At 59.9% G+C, this 23,761-nt stretch carries 22 protein-coding genes; 3 read left to right on the plus strand and 19 right to left on the minus strand.

Translation table 11 applies throughout. The annotated features are described in order from the left end of the window. Positions 1-198: 198 nt before the first annotated feature. The 11 genes from lipA to EM858_RS05270 all read right to left on the minus strand — a co-directional run bounded on the left by lipA (position 199) and on the right by EM858_RS05270 (position 11,613). The gene (lipA, locus tag EM858_RS05220) at positions 199-1,170 is read right to left on the minus strand and encodes a lipoyl synthase (RefSeq protein ID WP_127756080.1); all 972 of its coding nucleotides are present in this window, start codon (positions 1,168-1,170) and stop codon (positions 199-201) included. A gap of 104 nt (positions 1,171-1,274) precedes the next feature. Beyond that, complete coding sequence (locus EM858_RS05225; protein ID WP_065115534.1) at positions 1,275-1,523, minus strand: GlsB/YeaQ/YmgE family stress response membrane protein; 249 nt, start codon at positions 1,521-1,523, stop codon at positions 1,275-1,277. Positions 1,524-1,620: 97 nt separating this feature from the next. Further along, positions 1,621-3,066, minus strand: coding sequence for a dihydrolipoyl dehydrogenase (gene lpdA / locus EM858_RS05230; RefSeq protein WP_127756081.1), 1,446 nt, complete (start codon positions 3,064-3,066; stop codon positions 1,621-1,623). 57 nt (positions 3,067-3,123) lie between these two features. Further along, positions 3,124-3,768: an SGNH/GDSL hydrolase family protein gene (locus tag EM858_RS05235; protein ID WP_127756082.1), complete on the minus strand. Its 645-nt coding sequence runs from the start codon at positions 3,766-3,768 to the stop codon at positions 3,124-3,126. Positions 3,769-3,780: 12 nt separating this feature from the next. After that, entirely contained in the window at positions 3,781-5,151 is a 1,371-nt protein-coding gene (locus EM858_RS05240; protein ID WP_127756083.1) for a pyruvate dehydrogenase complex dihydrolipoamide acetyltransferase, read from the minus strand. Positions 5,152-5,165: 14 nt separating this feature from the next. Beyond that, positions 5,166-6,587: a pyruvate dehydrogenase complex E1 component subunit beta gene (locus tag EM858_RS05245; RefSeq protein WP_127756084.1), complete on the minus strand. Its 1,422-nt coding sequence runs from the start codon at positions 6,585-6,587 to the stop codon at positions 5,166-5,168. A 17-nt stretch (positions 6,588-6,604) separates the two neighbouring features. Further along, on the minus strand, positions 6,605-7,648 hold the full coding sequence (gene pdhA / locus EM858_RS05250) for a pyruvate dehydrogenase (acetyl-transferring) E1 component subunit alpha (RefSeq protein ID WP_077982350.1): 1,044 nt from the start codon (positions 7,646-7,648) through the stop codon (positions 6,605-6,607). 153 nt (positions 7,649-7,801) lie between these two features. Continuing rightward, a complete protein-coding gene (locus EM858_RS05255; RefSeq protein WP_003502598.1) occupies positions 7,802-8,119 on the minus strand; it encodes a septum formation initiator family protein in 318 nt (105 codons plus the stop codon). A 342-nt stretch (positions 8,120-8,461) separates the two neighbouring features. Then, positions 8,462-9,736, minus strand: a complete 1,275-nt coding sequence (gene eno / locus EM858_RS05260) for a phosphopyruvate hydratase (protein WP_003521367.1) — start codon at positions 9,734-9,736, stop codon at positions 8,462-8,464. Positions 9,737-9,886: 150 nt separating this feature from the next. Next, a complete protein-coding gene (gene kdsA, locus EM858_RS05265) occupies positions 9,887-10,732 on the minus strand; it encodes a 3-deoxy-8-phosphooctulonate synthase (protein ID WP_080817108.1) in 846 nt (281 codons plus the stop codon). Further along, complete coding sequence (locus EM858_RS05270; RefSeq protein WP_127756085.1) at positions 10,732-11,613, minus strand: VOC family protein; 882 nt, start codon at positions 11,611-11,613, stop codon at positions 10,732-10,734. Before EM858_RS05270 ends, kdsA begins: the two co-directional genes overlap by 1 nt. A gap of 350 nt (positions 11,614-11,963) precedes the next feature. Here EM858_RS05270 and lexA point away from each other — a divergent pair, with 350 nt between their 5' ends. Both lexA and EM858_RS05280 read left to right on the plus strand, forming a co-directional pair. Then, positions 11,964-12,686: a transcriptional repressor LexA gene (lexA, locus tag EM858_RS05275; RefSeq protein WP_080817110.1), complete on the plus strand. Its 723-nt coding sequence runs from the start codon at positions 11,964-11,966 to the stop codon at positions 12,684-12,686. 435 nt (positions 12,687-13,121) lie between these two features. Further along, complete coding sequence (locus tag EM858_RS05280; protein WP_127756086.1) at positions 13,122-13,799, plus strand: glutathione S-transferase family protein; 678 nt, start codon at positions 13,122-13,124, stop codon at positions 13,797-13,799. A gap of 20 nt (positions 13,800-13,819) precedes the next feature. Here EM858_RS05280 and EM858_RS05285 read toward each other — a convergent pair whose 3' ends face one another. Beyond that, positions 13,820-16,249 carry a ComEC/Rec2 family competence protein gene (locus EM858_RS05285; protein WP_127756182.1) on the minus strand — a complete coding sequence of 810 codons (2,430 nt, stop codon included), beginning with the start codon at positions 16,247-16,249 and terminating at the stop codon, positions 13,820-13,822. A 307-nt stretch (positions 16,250-16,556) separates the two neighbouring features. Between EM858_RS05285 and gltA the strand changes: the two genes are divergently transcribed. Continuing rightward, entirely contained in the window at positions 16,557-17,846 is a 1,290-nt protein-coding gene (gene gltA / locus EM858_RS05290) for a citrate synthase (RefSeq protein ID WP_003502585.1), read from the plus strand. Between the two features lie 76 nt (positions 17,847-17,922). Here the strand turns inward: gltA and EM858_RS05295 are convergent, their stop codons facing one another. From EM858_RS05295 to EM858_RS05325, 7 genes are all read right to left on the minus strand, one after another. Continuing rightward, positions 17,923-18,657 (minus strand): amino acid ABC transporter ATP-binding protein, encoded by a 735-nt coding sequence (locus EM858_RS05295; protein WP_127756087.1) that lies wholly within the window; start codon positions 18,655-18,657, stop codon positions 17,923-17,925. Further along, the gene (locus EM858_RS05300) at positions 18,635-19,294 is read right to left on the minus strand and encodes an amino acid ABC transporter permease (protein ID WP_127756088.1); all 660 of its coding nucleotides are present in this window, start codon (positions 19,292-19,294) and stop codon (positions 18,635-18,637) included. Before EM858_RS05300 ends, EM858_RS05295 begins: the two co-directional genes overlap by 23 nt. Then, positions 19,291-19,962 carry an amino acid ABC transporter permease gene (locus tag EM858_RS05305; protein ID WP_035261720.1) on the minus strand — a complete coding sequence of 224 codons (672 nt, stop codon included), beginning with the start codon at positions 19,960-19,962 and terminating at the stop codon, positions 19,291-19,293. Before EM858_RS05305 ends, EM858_RS05300 begins: the two co-directional genes overlap by 4 nt. An 82-nt stretch (positions 19,963-20,044) precedes the next feature. Beyond that, positions 20,045-20,830, minus strand: coding sequence for a transporter substrate-binding domain-containing protein (locus EM858_RS05310; RefSeq protein WP_127756089.1), 786 nt, complete (start codon positions 20,828-20,830; stop codon positions 20,045-20,047). A 6-nt stretch (positions 20,831-20,836) separates the two neighbouring features. Then, positions 20,837-21,547 (minus strand): GntR family transcriptional regulator, encoded by a 711-nt coding sequence (locus EM858_RS05315; protein ID WP_127756090.1) that lies wholly within the window; start codon positions 21,545-21,547, stop codon positions 20,837-20,839. 163 nt (positions 21,548-21,710) lie between these two features. After that, positions 21,711-22,895 carry a lipid-A-disaccharide synthase gene (gene lpxB, locus EM858_RS05320; RefSeq protein ID WP_127756091.1) on the minus strand — a complete coding sequence of 395 codons (1,185 nt, stop codon included), beginning with the start codon at positions 22,893-22,895 and terminating at the stop codon, positions 21,711-21,713. Then, entirely contained in the window at positions 22,892-23,758 is an 867-nt protein-coding gene (locus EM858_RS05325) for an LpxI family protein (RefSeq protein WP_164865314.1), read from the minus strand. Before EM858_RS05325 ends, lpxB begins: the two co-directional genes overlap by 4 nt. Positions 23,759-23,761 lie beyond the last annotated feature (3 nt).

Raw genomic sequence — 23,761 nt, forward strand, 5'->3', positions numbered from 1 at the left:
GTTGAAGGCCGGGAACAGGCAGCGGAACCATTTCACAAGCCTCGCCTCCCACTCACGTCATCCTCGGGCCTGTCCCGAGGATCCAATCACGTATCGTACAATCGATAGGTTGCAGATGCTCGGGACAAGCCCGAGCATGACGGTGGAGAGAGCGTATATCGCCCGATGCAGCAACCTATGTTGCCGAACCTTTGTCCCTTACTCCGCAGCCGCAAGCAGCTTCTTTTCGCGGGCGGCACGCAGGCGCTCAAAATCGTCGCCGGCATGGTGCGAGGAGCGGGTCAGCGGGCTCGACGACACCATCAGGAAGCCCTTGGTATAAGCCACGGTTTCGTAAGACTTGAACTCTTCCGGCGTCACGAAGGCCTCGACCTTGTGGTGCTTGCGGGTCGGCTGCAGATACTGACCGATGGTCAGGAAGTCCACATCGGCGCTGCGCAGATCGTCCATCAGCTGCAGCACTTCGTTGCGCTCTTCGCCAAGGCCGACCATGATGCCCGACTTGGTGAACATGGTGGGATCGAGTTCCTTCACCCGCTGCAGGAGGCGCACGGAGTGGAAATAGCGCGCACCGGGGCGAACCGTGAGGTAATTGCCCGGAACGGTTTCCATATTGTGGTTGAAGACATCGGGCTTGGCGGCGACGACACGCTCCAGCGCGCCGGGCTTCTTCAGGAAGTCGGGGGTCAGGATTTCGATGGTCGTCGTCGGAGACGCAGCACGGATCGCCCAGATGACCTTTTCGAAATGTTCAGCACCGCCATCGGCGAGATCGTCGCGGTCGACCGAGGTGATGACGACGTGTGAAAGGCCCATCTGCTTGACGGCCTTGGCGACGTTCTCGGGCTCGGCCATATCCAGCGGGTTGGGCTTGCCGGTCGCGACGTTGCAGAAGGCGCAGGCGCGGGTGCAGATTTCACCCATGATCATGAAGGTCGCGTGTTTCTTGTCCCAGCACTCGCCGATATTCGGACAGCCGGCTTCCTCGCACACCGTCACCAGCTTATGGCTACGCACCAGTTCGCGCGTCTCGTGATAGCCCTTGGAGGTCGGCGCCTTGACGCGGATCCATTCCGGCTTGCGCATGACCTCGGTATCGGGCCGATGCGCCTTTTCCGGATGGCGGATGCGCTTTTCGTCGGACGACGTTCTGTCGAGAATAGTGACCATTTAAAACCTGCTTCCATCGCCTGTGGCGATCTAAACACCTGTTGGCCGGATGCTTTAGAACAATTCCAGAAAAAGCGTAAGCCCTTTCCGGTCACGAAGCATTTTCAGCGCCGTACCAGCTTTGCCAGGAACAACAAAAGGCTGGCACCGAGGAAAGACGTGACGAAATAACCGAGCCTGCTGTCCTGCACGAAGACATCAAGAGTGCGAAGCACGGCGACGGCGACAACCGAGCCGACAATGCCGAGGATGATGTTCATGAAAATGCCGAAGCGCATGTCCATGAGCTTGCCCGCAAGCCAGCCGGCGAGACCGCCGATGATGATTGCTGCAATCCAGCCTACACTTTCCATTCCCACGCTCCCTGAAAGAGCAGTTCCCTTGAGGAACCGGCGTTGAGACATATGGGACACCCGGCAAGGTTAGACAATGCCGGGCATCACGCGGCACTTATGCGTTCAGCACACGCCCATAGGCGTCGAGCACGCTTTCCTTCATCGATTCCGAAATGGTCGGATGCGGGAAGATCGTGTGCATCAAATCTTCCTCGGTCGTCTCGAGATTCATGGCGACGACGAAGCCCTGAATGAGTTCGGTGACTTCCGCACCCACCATATGCGCACCAAGCAGCTCACCGGTTTGTCTGTCGAAGATGGTCTTGACCATGCCCTGGTCCTCGCCAAGCGCAACGGCCTTGCCGTTTGCCGCAAAGGAGAACCGGCCGACGCGGATGTCGCGGCCCTGTTCCTTGGCCTTGGCTTCGGTGAGGCCGACCGAGGCGACCTGCGGGTTGCAATAGGTGCAGCCGGGGATCTTGAGCTTGTCCATCGGATGGACATTCGGCAGACCGGCGATCTTTTCGACGCAGATGACAGCCTCGTGCTCGGCCTTGTGGGCGAGCAGCGGCGGGCCGGCGACATCACCGATGGCATAGATGCCCGGTACGTTGGTCTTGCCGTAACCGTCGATGACGATGAAGCCGCGATCGGTCTTCACGCCAACGGCCTCAAGGCCGATGCCTTCGACATTGGCCACGACGCCGACGGCGGAAATCATCCGGTCGGCGGTGATCTTCTCGGAAGATCCGTCCTTTTTCTCCAGCGTCGCAGTGACGGAGTTTGCAGCCTTCTCGACCTTGGAAACCTTGGTTTCCAGATGAATCTTGATGCCCTGCTTTTCCAGCTGCTTCTTGGCGAAGGCGGAGATTTCCGCATCTTCGACCGGCATGACCTGGCTCATGATTTCTACGACGGTGACGTCAACGCCCATGGTGCGGTAGAAGCTGGCGAATTCGATGCCAATCGCGCCCGAGCCCACGACGAGCAGCGACTTCGGCAGTTCTTCCGGCTTCATCGCCTCGAAATAGGTCCAGATCAGCTTGCCATCCGGCTCGATGCCGGGCAGCGCGCGCGGGCGGGCGCCTGTGGCGACGATGATGTGCTTGGCGGTATAGGTGCCCTCACCCAGCGTGTTCTTCGGAACCGGACCCTGCGGCTGAACCACCGGCTTGGTGGACTTGCCAACGACGATCTCACCCGGCTTGGTGATCTTGGCTTCACCCCAGATGATATCGACCTTGTTCTTCTTGAACAGGAAACCGACGCCATTGTTCATGCGAGCGGCAATGCCGCGCGAGCGGGCGACGATTGCCTTCACGTCCGGCTTGATCGAACCTTCCAGCGTCAGGCCATAGTCTTTGGCGTGGGTGGCGGTGTGCATGACATCGGCGGTGCGCAGCAGAGCCTTGGTGGGAATGCAGCCCCAGTTGGAGCAGATGCCGGCAAGGTGCTCGCGCTCGACAACGGCAACCTTCATGCCGAGCTGGGCGGCGCGGATCGCGGCAATATAACCGCCCGGTCCCGAACCGATGATGATGACGTCATAAGATTGAGCCATTGGAAATCCTGCCTTGTCCTATCGGGTCGCGAGCAGCGCCACGACCGGGAATTGTTCTTAAAGTCCGAGCATCATACGGACGACGGGCTCCAGCCCGCGCCCGATGGCCCGCGTGTTTTCGGCATCGAGATGAACGCCGTCCACCGGCGTCGTGCGGGCGACGGAGCCGGCATCGAAAAATCCGCAATCGAGTTCGTCGGCAAGGTCCCGGTAAACGGAAGCCAGCATCGCCGATTCATCGATCGCATCGCGAAAGATCGCGCCCATGACGGGATTGGCCGTTTCGCTGAGTTGCGGCGGCGCGACGATCAACACGTCAGGCGCTTCCCAGTCGGGCACCTGCCAGACATGATTGCGCGTTAGCTTTACCAGCCGCTCGATACCCTTCATGGCGACAATGGCCGAACCATGGATCGCCGGTTTCATGTCGTTTGTGCCGAGCATGATGATGACCAGATCCAGCGGCGCGTGGCTGTGCAGCAGCGTCGGCAGCAATCGGGCGCCATTGCGGTCACAATCGGCGGTGTGGTCGTCATAGGCGGTGGTGCGACCGCCCAGCCCTTCGTGGATCACATGTACGTCGGGCCCGAGCGCCTTTTGCAAGACGCTCGGCCAAAGATCGTCATGGCTGTGCCGGCCACCCGTTTCCGCATTTGATCCCCATGTGAGGGAATCGCCAAAGCAGAGGACCGACTTCACCATGTCACTCTCCGATCAAACCAGCATGCCCATCGGGTTTTCGATGTAGCGCTTGAAGGCGCCGATCAATTCGGCTCCGAGCGCGCCATCGACGCAGCGGTGGTCGGTGGAAAGCGTGACCGTCATGACGTTGGCGATCTTGATCTCGCCGTTCTTCACGACTGCCCGCTGTTCACCCGCGCCGACGGCCAGAATGGTGGCATGCGGCGGGTTGATAACGGCGGAAAAGCTCTTGACGCCCATCATGCCCATATTGGACACGGCGGTCGTGCCGCCCTGATACTCCTCGGGCTTCAGCTTGCGCTCCTTGGCGCGCTTGCCGTAGTCCTTCATCTCGTTGGAGATGGTGGAGAGCGACTTTTCTTCCGCCTTGCGGATGATCGGCGTGATCAGGCCACCCGGAATGGAAACGGCGACGCCGACATCCGAATGCTTGTGCTTGACCATGGCGCTTTCCGTCCAGGAGACGTTGGCGTCAGGTACATCACGCAGCGAAAGAGCCAGCGCCTTGATGACCATGTCGTTGACCGACAGCTTGTAGGCCGGCTTGCCGTCCTTTTCGGGGGCAGCCGCGTTAAGCTGGGCGCGCAGCGCCAGAAGCGTATCCAGTTCGCAATCCACGGAGACGTAGAAGTGCGGAACCGTCTGCTTGGATTCGACCAGACGCTTGGCGATGACCTTGCGCATGCCGTCATGCGGCACCAGCTCGTAGGAGCCCTGTTCGAACAGCTTGAGAACCGCTTCGTCCGACTGACCCTTGGCAAGAGCCGGAGCCGGTGTGCCTGCGGATGCCGCGGCGGCCGGAGCAGCCTTTGCACCGCCGGAAGCGGCAGCCTTTTCCACGTCGGTCTTGATGATGCGGCCATGCGGGCCGGAACCGGAGACGGCCGAAAGGTCGAGACCGGCTTCCTTGGCGAGACGGCGAGCAAGCGGCGAAGCAAAGATGCGCTCACCGGACTTCGCGACCGGCGCCGGCGTGGACGATGCGGGCGCCTGATCGGCGGCCGGCTTTTCAGCCTTGGCAGGTGCTGCTTCTTCCTTCGGCGCTTCGGCCTTAACGGCTTCCTGCTTCGGTGCTTCGGCCTTTGCGTCCGCCTTGGCGGGAGCGGCAGCGCCGCCCTTTGCCGCCTCGGCAACATCCTCGCCATCGGCGGCAAGGATGGCGATCAGGGCATTGACCTTGACCGCTTCAGTGCCTGCCGGAACGACGAGCTTGGCAACCGTGCCTTCGTCCACGGCTTCCACTTCCATGGTTGCCTTGTCGGTCTCGATCTCGGCGATCACGTCACCGGGCGCGACCTTGTCGCCTTCCTTGACCAGCCACTTGGCCAGATTGCCCTCTTCCATCGTGGGAGAAAGGGCAGGCATGGTGATGTTTATCGGCATCGAAACGCCTCCCCTTACTTGTAGCAGACGGTTTTGACGGCCTGAACGACTTCATCGACGTTTGGCAGAGCCAGCTTTTCGAGGTTCGCCGCGTAGGGCATCGGAACATCCTTGCCGGCAATCGTCAGGATCGGCGCATCGAGATAGTCGAAAGCGGCGCGCATGACCTGGTTGGCGATGAAGTCACCGACCGACGACTGCGGGAAACCTTCCTCAACAGTAACAAGACGACCGGTCTTCTTGACCGATTCGATGACGGTAGGCAGGTCCATCGGGCGGATGGTGCGCAGATCGATCAGTTCGACGTCAATGCCGAGCTTCTCGAGTTCCGCAACCGCCTTGATGGCATAGGTCATGCCGATGCCGAAGGAAACGATGGTCGCATCCTTGCCCTTGCGATGAATGCGCGCCTTGCCGATGGGCAGCACGAAATCATCGAGCTTCGGCACTTCGAAGCTCTGGCCGTAGAGAATTTCATTCTCAAGGAAGATGACCGGGTTCGGATCGCGGATGGCGGCCTTGAGCAGACCCTTCGCGTCGGCTGCCGTGTAAGGCATGACGACCTTGAGACCCGGAATATGGCTGTACCATGCGGCGTAACATTGCGAATGCTGAGCGCCAACGCGGGCAGCAGCACCGGACGGACCACGGAACACCATCGGTGCGCCCATCTGGCCGCCCGACATGTAAAGCGTCTTGGCCGCCGAGTTGACGATCTGGTCAATCGCCTGCATGGCGAAGTTGAAGGTCATGAATTCGACGATGGGGCGCAGGCCCGTCATCGCAGCGCCGACGCCGATACCGGCAAAACCATGCTCGGTGATCGGGGTGTCGATGACGCGGCGCTCGCCGAATTCCTGCAACAGGCCCTGGGTGATCTTGTAGGCGCCCTGATATTCGGCGACTTCTTCACCCATGACGAAAACTTTTTCGTCGGCGCGCATCTCTTCGGCCATGGCGTCGCGCAGCGCTTCACGCACCGTCGTCATCACCATTTCCGTGCCTTCCGGAATATCCGGATCGGCTGCAGCTTCAATCTTCGGGGCTGCCGGAACCTTGGCGGCTTCCTTGGCAGCACTCGGCTCTTCGGCAGCTTCGCGGGTCTTGCCGCCGGCGGCATCAGAACCGGAATTTGCAGCTTCAGCCTTTGGCTCTTCCTTCTGGGCGGAAGAAGAGATGTCGTCGGCGCTTTCGCCATCCTGAAGGAGAACGGCGATTGCCGTGTTGACCTTCACACCTTCAGTGCCGGCCTCGATCAGCAGCTTACCGATGACGCCTTCATCCACGGCTTCCACTTCCATGGTTGCCTTGTCGGTCTCGATCTCGGCGATCACGTCGCCGGAGGTGACCTTGTCGCCTTCCTTTTTAAGCCATTTGGAAAGCGTGCCTTCCTCCATGGTCGGGGAAAGGGCGGGCATAAGAATTTCTACTGGCATGGGTTTCCCTTTCCCGATCAGAGCAGAATGTCGGTGTAGAGCTCGGAGACATCCGGCTCTGGGTCGTTCTGGGCGAAGTCGGCGCTGTCGGCGACGATATCACGGACATCCTTGTCGATGGCCTTGAGTTCGTCTTCGCTTGCCCAGCCCTGCTCCAGAAGCCGTGCCTTGACCTGCTCGATCGGGTCATGTTCGGAGCGCATCTTCTGCACTTCGTCTTTCGAACGGTATTTCGCCGGGTCGGACATGGAGTGACCACGGTAACGGTAGGTCAGCATTTCCAGAATGATCGGACCCTTGCCGGAACGGCAATGTTCCAGCGCCTGATCGGCGGCTGCCTTGACGGCGCGCACATCCATGCCATCCACCTGAACGCCGGGGATGCCGAAGGACTGGCCGCGCAGCGAGTAGTTAGACTGGGCGGTAGCACGGGCGGTCGAGGTGCCCATGGCGTAACGGTTGTTCTCGACGATATAGATAATCGGCAGTTTCCAGAGAGCGGCCATGTTGAAGCTCTCGTAAACCTGGCCCTGGTTGGCGGCGCCGTCACCGAAATAGGTTACGGAGACATTGTCGTTGCCGCGATATTTGTTGGCGAAGGCGAGACCGGTTCCAAGGGAAACCTGCGCGCCGACGATGCCGTGGCCGCCGTAGAAGTGCTTCTCTTTCGAGAACATGTGCATCGAGCCGCCCTTGCCTTTCGACAGACCGCCGCGGCGGCCGGTCAATTCGGCCATGACGCCACGTGCGCTCATGCCGAGCGCCAGCATGTGGCCGTGGTCGCGGTAAGCGGTGATGACCTGATCGCCTTCCTTCTGCGACATCTGCATGCCGACAACAACGGCTTCCTGACCGATGTAGAGGTGACAGAAACCACCGATGAAGCCCATGCCGTAGAGCTGGCCGGCCTTTTCTTCGAAACGGCGGATGAGCAGCATTTCACGGTAAGCGTGAAGTTCGTCTTCTTTGGAGAAGTCGGGGCTGTTCTTTCCGGTGAATTCGGTTGCAGCCTTTGCCGTGGTCTTGCGGCCGGATACGGTCGCTGGTTTTCGCGGCGCCATTCATCCCTCCCTGAGTTGCCATTTGAATGGATAGAGTGGCGCGTACCATATGCAAGAAAATGCCATGCAGCAATGCTTTAAACGCATGGCACATATTCACGCTAAGATGCTGTGAATAAATCAGAAATGTTAAATTAACTCGATTTCGGTTAATTAGAAATATGTGTTCATGATGACGATTTCGTCCGTGCGGGACATATTCAGCTGGTAACGGGAAATCTCGTCGATCATGTCCCGCTCAAGCGAGCCATCGCTCATCAATTCCACCTGCCGCTCCAGCGCCACACGCGCCTGCGTCAGCTTTGCAAGCTCCGCAGTGCGGGTGATACGCTGCCGCTCCAGCCGCTCCGTCGCCTGCAGGCCGAAGTCGCCATGGATGGAATGATACCCGAAATAGGAAAGAAAAGCGATCGTGATGGCCGGAACGATCAAACGGCCGAATCGTCTCTTTTTATGATGTCTGGTCCACATGCCGGAGAGAAGCCTTAAAACGCATAACGTGAGTCTCGAGACTAAGGCGGATTGTTTAACTATCCGTTGACCTTAAATTCTCTTTGGCGGATAGGCGCAAAAAAGCCCGCCGGAGGGCGGGCTAAGAATGGCAGCGACGTCAAAAGGACCCTCGTCATGCCGGACTTGATCCGGCATCCAGCTACAGCGCGTCTGCGCTGTGGGGAGAGTCTTTCGCGATCAAGGACTTGATCGCGCTGGACCCCGGATCAAGTCCGGGGTGACGGAATGCGGATGCTACCGCTCGCCCCTGAATGAGCCCGCCAAGGCGGCGGGCCGCATCACAAACCAATACTGCCGGAATTACCCGCGCAGGATCGAACGGCCAGCGTAGGCAGCCTGCGGACCCAGCATTTCTTCGATGCGGATCAGCTGGTTGTACTTCGCGAGCCGGTCGGAACGGGCAAGCGAGCCGGTCTTGATCTGACCGCAATTGGTGGCGACCGCGAGATCGGCGATGGTGGAATCTTCCGTCTCTCCCGAACGATGCGACATGACGGCGGTGTAGCCGGCCTTGTGCGCCGTCTCGACCGCATCCAGCGTCTCGGAGAGCGAACCGATCTGGTTGACCTTGACGAGGATGGAGTTTGCAACGCCCATCTTGATGCCGTCGCGAAGACGCGCGGAGTTGGTGACGAAGAGATCGTCGCCGACGAGCTGGCACTTGTTGCCGATGAGATCGGTCAGCGTCTTCCAGCCTTCCCAGTCGTCTTCAGCCATGCCGTCTTCAATGGAAATGATCGGGTACTTGGCGACGAGTTCCGCCAGATATTCCGCCATTGCGCCCGATTCCAGCGTGCGGCCTTCGCCTTCGAGAACGTATTTTCCGTCCTTGAAGAATTCGGTCGATGCACAGTCAAGGCCGACGAACATGTCGTCGCCCGGACGGTAGCCGGCCTTTTCAATCGACTTCATGATGAAATCGAGCGCGGCCGGTGCGCTTTCGAGACCCGGTGCAAAACCGCCCTCGTCGCCGACATTGGTGTTGTGACCCTGTGCCGCCAGTTCTTTCTTCAGCGTATGGAACACTTCAGAACCCATGCGCACGGCTTCGCGGATGTTTTCTGCGCCGACCGGCAGGATCATGAATTCCTGGAAGTCGATGGGGTTATCGGCATGCGCGCCGCCATTGATGATGTTCATCATCGGAACCGGCAGCAGATGTGCGTTCGGGCCGCCGACATAACGATAAAGCGGCAGGCCGGAGGCTTCGGCGGCAGCCTTGGCAACGGCGAGCGACACGCCGAGAATGGCGTTGGCGCCGATGCGCGACTTGTTCGGCGTGCCGTCGAGCACGATCATCGTCTGGTCGATCTGGATCTGGTTTTCAGCGTCAAAACCACCAATGGCGTCGAAGATTTCCGTATTGACGGCTTCAACTGCCTTTTCCACGCCCTTGCCGAGATAACGCTTGCCGCCATCGCGCAGCTCAACCGCCTCATGCGCGCCGGTGGAGGCGCCCGAAGGAACGGCGGCGCGGCCCATGGAGCCGTCTTCGAGGTAAACATCGACTTCAACGGTCGGGTTGCCGCGGCTGTCGAGGATTTCGCGCGCGATGATATCGGTAATGGCAGTCATGGTCTCTCCCTTGGGAATGGAACAGATATTTTCCGTCGCCTGTCTTAGACGATGGCGAAGAAATTACAATGACGACGGGCGGCAGAAACGGCCCGCCCGCCATTAAAATCGATTGGCACAGACAGTGCCCGCCGTTAACGCCCCCGCCCCTCAGGCTTTGGTAATGGCGTCGAAAGCAAGCAGCTTTTCGAGCAGTTTCGGCATGTCCTTCAGATGGACCATGTTGGGGCCGTCGGACGGTGCATTGTCCGGGTCCTCATGGGTCTCGATGAAGAGCCCGGCGACGCCGACGGCCACCGCCGCCCGCGCCAGAGTCTCGACGAATTCGCGCTGGCCGCCCGTGGAGCCGCCCTGCCCGCCCGGCTGCTGAACCGAATGCGTGGCGTCAAAGACAACAGGCGCGCCGAGCGAAGCCATGATCGGCAGCGAGCGCATGTCGGAAACAAGCGTGTTGTAACCGAAGGAGGCGCCGCGCTCGCACAGAAGCACATTCGGATTGCCGCTCTCGTTGAGCTTGGCCAGCACGTTCTTCATGTCCCAGGGGGCAAGGAACTGGCCCTTCTTGACGTTGATGACGCGGCCGGTTTTGGCGGCGGCGACGAGAAGATCGGTCTGGCGGCTGAGAAAGGCCGGGATTTGCAGGACATCCACCACTTCGGACACGATGGCGCATTGTTCTTCGGTGTGAATGTCGGTCAACACCGGAAAGCCGAATTCCTTCTTGAGATCGGCGAAAACCTGCATGGCGCTCTCAAGGCCGATGCCGCGCTTGCCGGAAAGCGAAGTACGGTTCGCCTTGTCGAAGGACGACTTGTAAACGAGCCCGATCCCCAGCTTGTCGCACAGCTCCTTCAGGACGCCCGCGATCATGAAGGCGTGTTCGCGGCTTTCCATCTGGCAGGGGCCGGCGATCAGGGAAAATCGCTCTTTATTGGAAAAGGAAACCGAATTGGCGCCGTCGCCGGCGGTGACTTTGAGATTGTTCGTAACGCTCATCATTTTTCCTCGAAGGCGAATGCAACGCCCTGACCGGGCGCGGCGGACACCACCAGACGGCCGCCCGCTTCTGCGCTGGAGACGCCATTAGCAGCAAGCACCGCTTCTGTCACGGCAAGATCGTCAACGGAAAAGACGATGCCCATGCCGCGCAATCCGCCGCCACGCCGATCCGCCGCATTCAGAGCCTGCCCGCTGAACGCTGGTTTTCCGGTCAGCCTGATGCGCGCATTGCCGCTTGCAAGGATCATATCCCCATCTGGAGACATCTCACCCTCACAGCCGAACACCGTTTCGATCAGGCGCGCCGCATTCGGATCGTCTCCGGAAAACAGGACAACCTCTTTAAGGCCCGAAGCACGATTGGCGTGCCGCTCAAGTGCGGTGCGATCGCCCGGCAGGGCCTGCAGCCGCTGACAGCTGAACAGGAAGAAATCCTCAGCCGAACCGCTGGCAGCAAAAGCGAGCCGAAACGAGGCCTCGCTCTGCGATCCATCGGGCATTCGAACAGGTCGTGAAAATTCGAAGGCATCGCCTGCCGAAAGGCCGGAGGCGGAAAACCTCTCATGATCGGCACGGGCATCTTCAGTTGCCGCGACAAGGGCCGAAAAACCTTCTTCTCGGTCACGCTGCCGGAATGCCTGATCCCTACCGGTGAAGACATCGCCCTTTTTCACTGAGGCATGATATTTAGCCGGATCAGCAATCGCGAGGGGCTCCAGATAGGTGCCGTCGGTGAAGAAAACACAGGCATTCTGCGTGCCGAAAGGATGGAGGGCCTCCGGCGCAACGGTGAAGCCGAGAGACTGAAGACGATTTTTCGCTACGGCGAGAGCCTGTACCGGCAAAACGAGATGATCGACTTTATATCGGTTTGCCATTGTCGAGACCCTGTGCTGCATTGTCTGGCGGTTTAGCCGAGCCGGCTCCCTCAGACAAAAGCACAAATAGCGCCAGCGAGGCAAATGATCAGCCTAGCACACACCGGACGGAGAGACATTCAGGGGTCAGCGGCGTCAGCATTCGCCCATTCTTCACGTGCAGGCGATTTTGCTTATTTACCGCGACACTTCGTCAAATCTGCTCTCTTCCTGGTTTCGACGATCAAATCACGATCTGCGATGCACCCTTCACGAAATTTTAGGGGATTGCGGAACACATATGGAACATATAGTGTTCGTTCTGTATTTGTTTCGCGACTTCAACGACGATTCTCAAGGGTGTTTTCCTCATGCTCACGCGCAAACAGCAGGAATTGCTTCTCTTCATTCATGAAAGAATGAAAGAGTCCGGCGTGCCGCCCTCCTTCGATGAAATGAAGGACGCACTCGATCTTGCCTCCAAATCCGGCATCCACCGGCTGATCACCGCACTCGAGGAGCGCGGTTTCATTCGCCGGCTACCTAACAGGGCGCGGGCGCTGGAAGTCATCAAGCTGCCCGAGGCCTATGCGCCGGGTGCAAGGCCGCAGCGCGGCTTCTCGCCCAGCGTCATCGAAGGCAGCCTCGGCAAGCCGAAGACGCCGGAACCGGCCCCTGCCCAGAAGGCGCCCGCCAATGATTTCGCCGGCGCGGCCACCGTGCCGGTCATGGGCCGCATCGCCGCCGGTGTGCCGATTTCCGCCATCCAGAACAACACCCATGACGTGGCCGTGCCGGTCGACATGCTCGGCTCGGGCGAACATTACGCTCTGGAAGTCAAGGGCGACTCGATGATCGAGGCCGGCATTTTTGATGGCGATACCGTCATCATCCGCAACGGCAATACGGCCAATCCGGGCGATATTGTCGTAGCACTGGTGGATGACGAAGAAGCGACCCTGAAGCGTTTCCGCCGCAAGGGAGCCTCCATCGCTCTGGAGGCGGCCAATCCCGCCTATGAAACCCGCATCTTCGGACCGGACCGGGTGAAAATCCAGGGCAAGCTGGTTGGACTGATCCGCCGTTATCATTAATTGGCGGCCCGCCTTTTTTCGCTGGGGGCGTCATCGAAAGGATGGCGCTCCGTTTGAAGCATCTTGGCTTGTTCCCTGGAACAATGCGGCCCTGCGGAACTGAAAAGAGATCGTCCAGCGGACGGGCACATATTTGTCGTGAAATCTGGTTTGGGCTTTCATGCGAGATGTTTTCGTTGCGCTGCAGACTGCGGCAAAATGAGAGCCGGTTGAAATCAAGGAAATGAGCATCCTTCATTTCGTTGAGCAGGGATATACCAGTCTCGTTTGGGTGAGTTCCGCTCTCGTCTCCGGGCGGTAACGCGGGTTTGATTCTTTCTCCCTGCCCTCACCTTCCCATTCATCAACGCGGCTTATGGGAGCCATGGATTATTTGCAATATTCCAAGGCACATCCGCCGGTATAGAAATGCGCGTCACATCGGGGAAACACGTCATGTACGATCTTTATATCGCCAACAAGAACTACTCCTCATGGTCGCTGCGGCCCTGGGTATTGATGCGCACGCTCGGCATCGCCTTCGATGAAAAACTCGTTCCGTTCGGCGAAGGCGTTTCCTTCTCCACCTTCTCGCCGACCGGCAAGGTGCCCTGCCTTGTCGATGAGGGCGTGACGGTTTGGGAATCGCTGTCGATCGCCGAATATCTGGCGGAAAGACACCAGGGCGTCTGGGCAAGCGACAAGCAGGCACGGGCCTGGTCACGGTCGGCGGCGAGCGAAATGCATGCGGGCTTTTCCTCGCTGCGCAATCTCTACCCGATGTCGGTCGGTATTCGCGTAAAACCGAAGGGCGGCGATACCGGGCTTGCGGCCGATATAAAGCGCATCGATACGCTGTGGAGCGAAGGCCTCGCGAAATTCGGCGGGCCTTTTCTTGCCGGCCAGAAATTTACGGCGGTCGATGCCTTCTTCTGCCCGGTGGCATTTCGTTTCCAGACCTATGGCGCGGAACTTTCGCCTGCGGCGAAAGCCTATTGCGACCGGCTGCTTTCCCTTCCCGCCATGCGCGAATGGTACGAGGCCGGGCTGAAGGAAGTTTGGCGCGATGCGGCGCATGAAGAGGAAATTAGCGGGATCGGCGAATTGACCGCGGATCTGCGCATCAAGGCCTGACGACCCATGCTGGCGGCACTTTATTGCGATGCCGCCAGCAACCGCATGACGGCATCAGGCACGTCGTGATCGAAACGGCCGCTTTTCCAGTCGTAATAGCGATGTTCGCTCCAGGGCCTGTCCATTCCGGCGATTGCGGCGCGCAGCCTGCCGACCACTCCTGCCTGATCGCTGCCGGCGAAGTCCATTTCCAGCGAACCGATCCGCCGCAAGATATCGCGGTTCAGCAGAAGTGCGCCCGAGCGGCATTGGGAAAAGGACGTTCTGCGGGAGACGATAACGATATCGGCGATATCGCAAGCCTTTCCGGCAAAGCGACCATCTTCCAGAACGATGATCCATTCGCCGCTTCCCGCGCGCGCAACGCACCATATGCCTTTACTGCAGGTGAAAACACCGCGCTCCGCGTCTCTCAGGGCCGCCGTCATCTGCCGCGCAACTGCGCTCATCTCTTGCGGATCAAGCTTCGCCTTCGGGGCCAAAGCCACGGTTTTTGCCGTGGCCTCGGTCTTTAGAAAGACTGGCGGCACAGGCTGTTCCGGCAAAAGCAGCGCCCTTTGCCACTGGCCATAAACGAAACCCCGCGGCTGGGCTTTCGTCGTATAGGCTTTGCCGTCCTCCAGCAGCGCCACCAGCTCGCCATCCTCATGAACAAGCAGGTCAGGCGGATCGCGATAGGCCGTGGCGGACGACAGGCCGAAGGCGAGGAACAGAAGCGGCATGCCCAGAAGCGCAAGCCGGCTGCGCAGCAATGTCAGCAGCAGAAAACCGGCCGAGGCGAGCCCCAGAAACCACCCGTGCGGCCGGCCTGTTCCAACACTTCCGCCCCAGGACGCCACCTCCTGCGCAACCTCGATGACGAGGGCCATGCCGTATCCCATGACCTTCAGGAATGGTGCGTCCAGCCCGAAAGGCATCAGCAGCATGGCGACAAGGCCGAAAGGCATGACAATCAGCGACATCAGCGGCATGGCAGCCAGATTGGCGAAAAGTCCATAGGTGGTGACACGCTGAAAATGCTCGACCGAATAGATCGCCGTCGAAAGACCGCCGATCAGCGACGTCGTGATGACGCCGCCGATGATGGCGCCCGCCGTTTGCGCCACCGTCATCCATGCCGGTTTGCGCCCGATGAACAGGCGCTCGCGGTCGACACGCCAGCGGCTCCAGGCCGCAAAGGAGGCGACGAGCGCGATGGTCGCGGCAAAAGACATCTGAAAGCTCGGGCCCATGATTTCCGAGGGCGAAAAAGCGAGAATGACCAAAGCGGAAAGCGCGACATTCCTGAGGCTGAGCGAGGGTTGATCGAACAGCACCGCGATCAGCATCACCGACATCATCAGCCAGGCGCGTTCTGCCGAAACGGCGAAGCCTGAAATCAGATAATAGGCAAGCGTCATCAGGAGTGCGGCGAAAGCCGAAATCTTCTTCACGGGCCAGCGCTGCGCAAATGCCGGAAAGAGACTGAAGGCAAGCCTCAGCCCCACAAAGAATATGCCCGACGCCAGCGCCATGTTGAGCCCGGATATGGCGACGATATGGGCAAGGCCGGAGAGCCGTAACGCTTCCATCGTTTCGGCGGATATGGCCTGTCTCTCATCAGTGACGATGGAGGCGGCGAAGGCGCCGGCATCGCCGCCTATGGTGTTGCGGATGCGTTCGGCAATGGCGGTGCGAAGGCCATAGAGCCGCATGTCGGCCCATTCCTGCCAGCCCGTCTTCGCGTCGATGCCGGGTGAAGTGAGCGTCTGTGGCGGCCTATAGAAGAATCCGGTCGCGCCTATGCCCCTGAAATAGGAGGCGAAGGCGAAATCGTTGAGCCCCGGCAAGGCCGGGCCGGATGGCGGCGAGAGCCGCGCCTTGCCACGAATGGTCGCGCCGAGTGCGGCGGGCTCGCCTCCCCCGCGTGACAGGAGCGAGACCTTGCCCGGCGGGCGTGACAATGCCGGCGCTTCCGTCGCGGTGAGTTGCACCACATATCGCCAGTCCCCGCGCGCATCCACCTCCCGGCGTGTCACCGTGCCGGTAATGGTGGTGGTAACGGGCGTATCCAGCACCACCGTTCCCGCACGCCACGTTTCGACGCCGGCGAAAAGCATGCCCAGCAAAAGCAGCGCAAAAATGCCGCAGGCCGTCGCTGCGAAGCCCGAGCGATATTTCGCGAATAACGCCAGACCGGCGGCGATGAGACATGTGATCGCCAGAACGGGGAATGAAGGCGAGGTGTCGAGGGAAAACCAGAGGATCGCACCGCCGCCGATGAAAACCGGAACGAAAAGAAAATCGTGGCCGAATGCGCGCTCCTGCGTGAAGCATGCGGCGATTTTTTGAGAGGCGACAGTTCGCAGGTTCGGCTTGCCGGCAAGGGCGGTCGTATCATATGTCGCGACATCGCCGGTTCTGCGAAGCGGATAAAGGATTTCCGCCGTGCCGGGCAAATCGCCCTGCATCGTTTCGGCATATCTGAAATGCTGTTTTTCCCCTTGACCGAGCAATCCGCGCCGCGCCCCTGCCGCACCGGAAACAGGTTTGCAGGCGGATGCGAGGGATTGCAATCCTTTCCTTTAACCCTGCGTTGACTGAGATTGAATTGCCATCGCCGGGAAAGACGAAAGCAAGGCAATTGCGTTTGCCGCAATGCACAATTTGACCTTTGGATAGCTTGGCATCTGCGCAAGGATCATATAGCTAATCGGTAGACGCTTAACCGCGGGGCGTGTCTCAACGCCCCCACCCGCATGTTTTCGGAGGATCAGTATGACGGAAAAAAGCGCTACAGTGACACTTGGCGAAAAGCAGGTCGAACTCCCGGTCAGGGAAGGCACGATCGGACCAAGCGTCGTCGATATCGCCACGCTGTACAAGCACACGGGCTCTTTCACCTACGACCCGGGTTTCACGTCGACAGCCTCCTGCGAATCCAAGATCACCTATATCGACGGTGACGAGGGCGTTCTGCTGCATCGTGGCTTCCCCATCGAGCAACTCGCCGAACAGGGCGACTTCCTGGAAACCTGCTATCTGCTGCTTTACGGCGAACTGCCGACCGCGGCTCAGAAGAAGGACTTCGACACCCGCGTCACGCGCCACACCATGGTGCATGAACAGATGAGCCGCTTCTTCACCGGCTACCGTCGCGATGCGCATCCGATGGCCGTCATGTGCGGCACGGTCGGCGCCCTCTCTGCCTTCTATCACGACTCGACCGACATCACCGATCCGCACCAGCGCATGGTCGCTTCGCTGCGCATGATCGCCAAGATGCCGACGATCGCCGCCATGGCGTACAAGTACCATATCGGCCAGCCCTTCGTTTACCCGAAGAACGACCTCGATTACGCCTCCAACTTCCTGCACATGTGCTTTGCCGTGCCCTGCGAGGATTACAAGGTCGATCCGGTTCTGGCCCGCGCCATGGACCGTATCTTCATCCTGCATGCCGATCACGAGCAGAACGCTTCCACCTCCACGGTGCGTCTTGCCGGTTCTTCGGGTGCGAACCCGTTCGCCTGTATCGCGGCTGGCATCGCCTGCCTCTGGGGCCCGGCTCATGGCGGCGCCAACGAAGCGGCGCTCAACATGCTCAACGAAATCGGCACCGTTGATCGCATTCCGGAATATATCGCCCGCGCCAAGGACAAGAACGACCCGTTCCGCCTGATGGGCTTTGGCCACCGCGTCTACAAGAACTACGACCCGCGCGCCAAGATCATGCAGAAGACGATGTACGAAGTGCTGGAAGCCACCGGCAACTCCGACGATCCGATCATGCAGGTCGCGCTGGAACTGGAAAAGATCGCCCTTTCCGACCCCTACTTCGTCGAAAAGAAGCTTTATCCGAATGTCGACTTCTATTCGGGCATCACGCTGAAGGCGCTCGGCTTCCCCACGACCATGTTCACCGTTCTCTTCGCCCTTGCCCGCACCGTCGGCTGGATCGCACAGTGGAACGAAATGATCGAAGATCCGCAGCAGCGCATCGGCCGTCCGCGCCAGCTCTACACGGGCGCCGGCAAGCGCGACTACGTTCCGGTTTCCAAGCGCTAAGCCGCGAAACCCGATAAGATCAAAGGCCGGCAGGTTTTCACCCGCCGGCCTTTTTTGTTGGGCATCCGAATGGTTCTCAGTAACGCGCAGCAACGCCCAGGAACTGCTTGAGCTCCGGTGTTGCGGGATTGGAAAACACCTCCTCCGGCGGGCCAATTTCATGCACCCTGCCCTCATGCATGAAAACGACGCGGGAGCAGACGTCGCGCGCAAATTTCATTTCATGCGTCACCATCAGGAGCGTCATGCCTTCAGCGGCGAGTTCACGAACGACAGCCAGCACTTCCGCAACCAGTTCGGGATCGAGAGCCGAGGTGATCTCATCGCACAGCAGCGCGATGGGCTGCATGGCAAGCGCACGGGCAATGGCGACGCGCTGCTGCTGGCCGCCGGACAATTCATCGGGATAGGCATCGAACTTATGCGCCAGCCCGACACGTTCCAGCATCTTGCGGGCTACGGCTTCAGCTTCCGGCTTTGGGGTCTTCTTCACCACGGTCTGCGACAGCATGACGTTGCCGCCGACGGTCTGGTGCGGGAAGAGGTTGAACTGCTGGAAGATCATGCCGACCTTCAGCCGCAGGGCTTTCAGATGCAGATCGTCTTCCAGAAGCTGCGCGCCTGCGACCGATATGGAACCGGCCGAAATCGTCTCCAGCCCGTTGATGCAGCGAAGCAGGGTCGATTTGCCGGATCCACTCTTGCCGATGATGGCGATGACCTCGCCCGGCTCGACATCGAGGTTGATGCCCTTCAGAACCTCGTTGCTGCCATAGCTTTTGCGGACTTCAGTGATTTCGATGAGCGACATTGAGCTTCCTTTCGAGGATCTGGCTGCTCTTCGACAGAGGCCAGCACAGCGCGAAATAGATGAGGGCGACGAGGCCATAAACGGTGAAGGGCTGGAAGGTGGCGTTGGTGACGACAGTGCCGGCCTTGGACAGTTCCACGAAACCGATGATCGAGGTCACGGCCGTTCCCTTGATGACCTGCACGAAAAAACCGACGGTCGGCGGAATGGCGACCCGCGTGGCCTGCGGCAGGATGACGTAACGCATCTGCTGCAGGCGTCCCATGGCAAGGCTTGCCGATGCCTCCCACTGGCCTTTCGCGACGGATTCGACACAGCCGCGCCAGATTTCGGTGAGGAAGGCCGCTGCCCACAGGATCAGCGTCAGGCCCGCCGCCAGCCAGGCCGGCACATCGATGCCGAACAGGCCGAGGCCGAAAAAGGCGATGAAGAGCTGCATCAAAAGCGGCGTGCCCTGAAAAAGCTCGACATAATAGCGTGCGAAAGCCCGCATCGATTTTTTCGGGGAAATACGCATGAACAACAAAAGCAGCGCCACCAGCCCGCCGCCGGCGAAGGAAACGAGCGACAGCAACACCGTCCAGCGCGTGGCGAGCAGCAGGTTTCTGAGAATATCCCAGGTGGAGAATTCGATCATCGGACACTCCTGCGCGGAAAGATGAGGTTGCCGCCCATCACCAGCACCTGCCGGAGAAGGATGGCGAGCACGAGATAGATGACGGTGGAGACCATATAGGCTTCGAAGGCGCGGAAGGTGCGCGACTGGATGAAATTGGCCGCGAAGGTCAAATCTTCGGCGGCGATCTGCGAGACGACCGACGAGCCGAGCATGACGATCACCACCTGCGATGAAAGAGCGGGCCAGATGCGTTGCAGTGAGGGCACCAGCACCACATGCCGGAAGGTTTCGAAACGGGTCATGGCAAGGCTTGCCCCCGCCTCGAACTGCCCCTTCGGCGTCGCCTGGATGCCGGCACGGATGATTTCGCAACTATAGGCCCCCAGATTGACCACCATGGCGATGTTGGCGGCGGTCAGTTCCGACAATTGCAGGCCAAGCGACGGCAGGCCGAAAAAGATAAAAAACAATTGTATGAGGAATGGCGTATTGCGAATGAGCTCCACATAGGTCGCGACTGGCGGCCGCAGCCATTTGGGCCCGAGCGCGCGCACCCAGGCGCAGACAATGCCGAGGGCGATGCCGAGAACGCCGCCGATGGCAATCAATTCCAGCGTAACGGCGATGCCTTTGGCGATCTGCGGATAATAGTCGAGAAGCCATCCAAAATCGAATGTGTATTTCACCCGATGCTTCCTTTCGGCGAGGACAAACCATGCGCCGGTCCCGCCTTAAGGCAAGGCCGGCGCATGCATTTTGCCGGGTTGCTCAGAGATCCTTCGGCAGGTCGGTTTTCAGCCATTTCTGCGCGATCGTGTTCAGCGAACCATCGGTCTTTGCGGTGGCGATGATGGCGTTGACCTTTTCCAGCAACGCCGGCTGCTCCTTGTTCAGGCCGATATAGCAGGGCGAATTCTTGATCAGGAACTTCAGCTCGGGGCGCTTCGGCGGGTTCTTGGCGAGAATGGCGGCGGCCACGACATTGCCCGTGGCGACGGCTTCCACCTGGCCGGCGAGGAAGGCGGAGATCGTGCCGTTATTATCCTCGTAACGCTTGATGGTCGTATCGGCAGGCGCCACCTTCGTCAGCTCCAGATCCTCGACGGCGCCGCGGGTGACACCGATGGTCTTGCCGGACAAATCTTCCGCCTTGGTGACGGCAACCGCGTCCGGAGCGAACACGCCGTTGAAGAAAGGCGCATAGGCGGTGGAGAAGTCGATGACCTTTTCACGGTCGGGGTTCTTGCCGAGGCTCGAAATCACGAGATCGACCTTGTTGGTCTGCAGATAGGGAACGCGGTTGGCGCTGGTCACCGGCACGAGTTCAACCTTCACGCCCAGTTTCTCGCCGATCAGATTGGCGACGTCGATATCATAACCCTGCGGGGCCATATCCGTGCCGACACTGCCGAAGGGCGGGAAATCCTGCGGGACGGCAACGCGGATCGTGCCGCGGGAGGTGATATCACCGAGCGCATCGGCAAAGGCTGCGGGCGAAAAACCGAGCGTTGCGGAAATCGCGGCGATGGCAAGCAATGAACGTCTGGAAATCATTGGGAATTACTCCTTGGGGCTTGAGGAAAGAGGCTGAAGTGAAAGGGAATTGCGAAGCTCGTAGAGCGGATCCGGCCTGCGGGTGAGGTCGAGACCGGTTTCGACTTCGTCGAGATGGCGGATGGCGAGTTCGGCGGCACCATGGAAGTCGGCCGCCTTGATCGCTTCGAAGATGCGGCAATGTCCGTCATGCGATTGCTGCGCATGGAAATCGGACTGATAGAGCATGGAGATGAGGATGGTTCTCGCCGTCAGGTCGCGCAGTGTTTCGACGATTATGTCGTTGCCGGCGATTTCAGCGATGCGAATGTGGAAATCGCCCATCAGGCAGGTCAGGCGCTGGCGATCGCCTTTGGCAATCGCCGCCTTCTCCTCATTGAGATGATCAGCGAGGATGGCGATACCTTCGGCGCTGACGCCGGAAAGATTGCGCAGGAGGCCATATTCGATGATGCGCCGTGCTTCATAGACCTTGATGGATTCTTCGGCGGAAGGCTCCACCACGAACCAGCCGCGGCGCGGACTGACGGTGACGATGCCGCGCGTCTCCAGCCGCATCATCGCTTCGCGAATGCGCGTGCGCGACACGCTGAAGAGGCTGGCGAGCTGGTTCTCGCTGAGGCGGGTTCCCGGGCGAATGCGTGCGGAAAGGATGCCGGAGATGATGGCGTCTTCTACCGCGCTCTGGGCGCTTTCGGATGTATGGCTATCTTGCATACAAGATTGAAAGCAAGAGGTGTGCCAGACGAAAATTTATGGGCCGGGAGCCATCCGATGGTCAGCCATTTGCCGCGCTAACGATCAAATGCAGTAAAATCGCGCCCTCGCCTGCCTGCATCGGCAGCAGGACGGCAGCTCGTGGGAGAAAGGGCTTATATGATTATTGTGAGGGACGAGCTTTGCTCTTCAGGACATCCAGAAGAATGCGGGCACCAGTTTCGCCCGGAGGCACATCCGTGTGCAAACGCTGCTGCACGAGCGCATAACCTTCGAGCATCGCCTGCCGCTCAATGGTATCGGAAGACAGACGCTCGGCCCAGCGCAGCATCGAACCTGCCCTTACCACCTCGTTGAAATATTCCGGCACGACGGCGTAATCGGCAATCAGGTTCGGCAGCGCGCCGGTCCAGGTCTTCACCCGCTTGCTCAGCATGGTGAAAATCCAGTCGGTCTTGTAGACCGAGATCGTCGGCACGCCTGCGAGCGCGAGTTCCAGAATGACCGTGCCGGAAGCGGCGATGGCCGCATCGGCTTCAGCAAAGGCATTCCATTTGAAAGCGGAATCGACACCGATTTCGGGCCTGATATCCTCCGGCCATGACGCAGCCAGTTCGCGGATGCGCTTTTCCTGACGCCGCACGGTGGGCAACAGGAACCGCGTCGGACCGTTGCGCTCGACAAAAGCTCTCGCCGCCGCCTGAAACGGCTCCATCAACCGCGTCGTCTCCGTGGAGCGCGACCCTGGCAAGAGGAGAATGGTCTTCGGTTCGCCATTTGCCGGCAGAGAACGTGCTGCCCGATTCTGTCGCACCGCCAGCACATCGGGGTCGACGCTGAGGCGATGACCGACAAAAGTTGTCGGCGGACCGCCGAGACGGCGCATGGCTTCCGGCTCGAAGGGCAGCAGAGCCAGCACGTGATCGACATAGGAGAGCATCGCGGTAGCGCGATATTCCTTCCATGCCCAGACACTGGGGCAGACGTAATTGACGACCGGCAGATGCGGCAATTGCCGCCGGACTTTTTTTGCAACGCGATGGGTGAAATCCGGGCTGTCGATGATCAGCAGAATATCGGGCTTTGCGGCGGCGATTGCCTGAGCGGTCTGGTTGATCCGCGCAATGAGCTTCGGCAGTTTTTTCAGAACCTGCGTGAAGCCCATGATGGAGAGTTCGGAATAGTCGAACAGGGAAACCAGTCCCTGCGCTTCCAGCGCCTCGCCGCCGACCCCGACCAGCTCGACGGGCCCCGTATATCGGGCCTTGAGCGAGCGGATCAAATCCGCGCCTAAAAGATCGCCGGATACTTCCCCGGCTATGACCGCCACTTTTAATGCCGCCGTCATCCGATCATGTCTCCGCCAAGTGATGTATCGATACCGCAGACGAATATGCCCGCCTCATCGGCCGCTTTCAACATCGCCTCGCGATCGAGCACCAGCGCCCGCCCGGCTTCGACGGCGATACCCGCCAGCCCGGCCTTTCGCGCATTCTCCACCGTTTCCACACCGATTGTCGGCAGGTCGGCGCGTACATCCTGCTGCGGCTTGCACAGCTTTACGAGCACACCCCTGCGGCGCGGGGATATCCGTCCTTCGGCGCGCAATGCCGCGACGCGCGCCAGCATGGCATCCGTGCCCTCGACGCCTTCCAGCGCGACGATACGGCCACCGACGGCGACGGCGCCCTGCCCCACATCGAGCTTGCCGAGTGCGAGCGCGGCTTCAGCCGCCTTGCGTATATCGCGCAGATCATCCTCGGCAGGTTTTTGCGCACCGAAGGGGCCTATCGCGGCCAGCAGGCCGGGGGCGATCTCATGAGCGCCGATGACTTTTGCGCCAAGCGTGCCGATGATCTTGATGACCATCTGCAGAACGGCGTCGTCGCCGCTCGACAGCAGCGTCCTGACAATCGAAGGCAATTTGAGCAGGATGCCGACTGTAGGGCGGATCTCGCGCCATTCCGGCCGCCGCGCCACACCACCTGACAGCACGACACGGTCCACCTGATTTTCACGCAGCAGACGGCCAAGCCCGGCGACATCGCCGACACTGATGACGGCATTGTCGAAACCGCTCCAGTCGAAACGGGAATCATCGCGCAGGCGCACGATGAAAGGGTTCTCGCCCATCTCACGGGCGGCGGCCGCCACATAAAGCGGCAGCTGGCCGCTGCCGGCCACAATGGCGAGACGCCCGCCGCCTGTCACGGC

It is taken from the genome of Agrobacterium sp. CNPSo 2736 (assembly GCF_004005385.1).
GTDB classification, from domain to species: Bacteria; Pseudomonadota; Alphaproteobacteria; order Rhizobiales; family Rhizobiaceae; genus Agrobacterium; species Agrobacterium leguminum.